This window comes from Mesorhizobium sp. M5C.F.Ca.IN.020.32.2.1 (assembly GCF_004023105.1).
In the GTDB taxonomy this organism is placed as follows: domain Bacteria; phylum Pseudomonadota; class Alphaproteobacteria; order Rhizobiales; family Rhizobiaceae; genus Mesorhizobium; species Mesorhizobium wenxiniae.
In genome coordinates, this window is record NZ_RZSX01001184.1 from 1 (window position 1) to 1,523 (window position 1,523).

General features: G+C 63.1%; 1 protein-coding gene. It reads left to right on the plus strand.

Translation table 11 applies throughout. The features are described 5' to 3' along the window. A partial coding sequence (locus EOA86_RS34180; RefSeq protein WP_164892305.1) for a heme lyase CcmF/NrfE family subunit occupies positions 1–1,523 on the plus strand: 1,523 nt, incomplete at both ends.

The following is a 1,523-nucleotide window of genomic DNA, read 5'->3' on the forward strand; positions in this document are numbered from 1 at the left end:
GCTTTACCTTGACCGCTCTGTCCTTCGCGGCGCTGGCCATAGCCTATGCGACGTCCGATTTTTCGGTGGCCAACGTCTGGGACAACTCGCATTCGCTGCAGCCGCTGATCTACAAGATCACCGGCACTTGGGGCAATCACGAGGGCTCGATGCTGCTCTGGGTGCTGATCCTGACCTTTTTCGGCGCCCTCGTCGCGGCTTTCGGCCGCAATCTTCCCGCGGCCCTTCGAGCCAATGTGCTGGCCGTGCAAGGGGCGATCGGCGCCACCTTTTTCCTGTTCATCCTGGCGACATCAAACCCGTTCGCCAGGCTCAATCCGGCGCCGATCGAGGGCCGCGATCTCAATCCGATCCTGCAGGATCTCGGCCTCGCCATCCATCCGCCGCTGCTCTATCTCGGCTATGTCGGCTTCTCGATTTGCTTTTCCTTCTCGGTCGCCGCCCTCATCGAAGGCCGCATCGACGCGTCGTGGGCCCGCTGGGTGCGGCCATGGACGCTGGTCGCCTGGATGTTCCTGACCGGCGGCATCGCCATGGGTTCCTACTGGGCCTATTACGAACTTGGCTGGGGTGGTTTCTGGTTCTGGGATCCGGTCGAGAACGCCTCCTTCATGCCTTGGCTGGGGGGCACGGCGCTGCTCCATTCGGCGATCGTCATGGAAAAGCGCTCGGCCCTGAAGATATGGACACTGTTGCTGGCGATCCTGACCTTCTCGCTGTCGCTGCTCGGCACCTTCCTGGTGCGCTCAGGCGTGCTCACTTCCGTCCACGCCTTCGCCACCGATCCGACGCGAGGCGTGTTCATTCTCGGCATCCTGACACTGTTCATCGGCGGATCGTTGGCGTTGTTCGCTCTGCGCGCCTCGAGGTTGACGGCCGGCGGCCTGTTTCATCCGATCTCGCGCGAAGGAGCGCTGGTCCTCAACAACCTGTTCCTGACCACGGCCACTGCCACCGTGCTGATCGGCACATTGTATCCGTTGGCGGTCGAGGCCGTTTCAGCCGATAAAATTTCGGTCGGCGCGCCGTTCTTCAACCTGACATTCGGACCGCTGATGGTGCCGCTATTGGTCTTGGTCCCATTCGGACCATTGCTGGCCTGGAAGCGCGGCGACATCTTCGCCGTCGCCCAGCGCCTGATGGCGGCCTTCGCCGCAGCGCTTCTGGCCGTGCTGGTAACGGCCTTGTTCATCGATGGCGCCTCAGTGTTCGCGGCACTTGGCGTCGGCCTGGCCTTCTGGCTGATCTGCGGCGCGCTCACCGATATTGCCGTCAAGTCCGGCTTCGGCACTGTCGCGCCCGGCGTCATGCTCAGGCGCTTCGCCGGCCTGCCGCGTTCGGTCTTCGGCACCGCACTCGCCCATCTTGGCCTCGGGCTGACGACGCTGGGCATCGTCGGCACGCTTTGCTTCGGCACCGAGAAGATCTTGTCGATGCATGCTGGCGAGACCGTGCAACTGTCCGGCCACATGCTGCGTTTCGAAGGGCTCTATCCGGCCCAGGGACCTAACTATAGCGAGGAT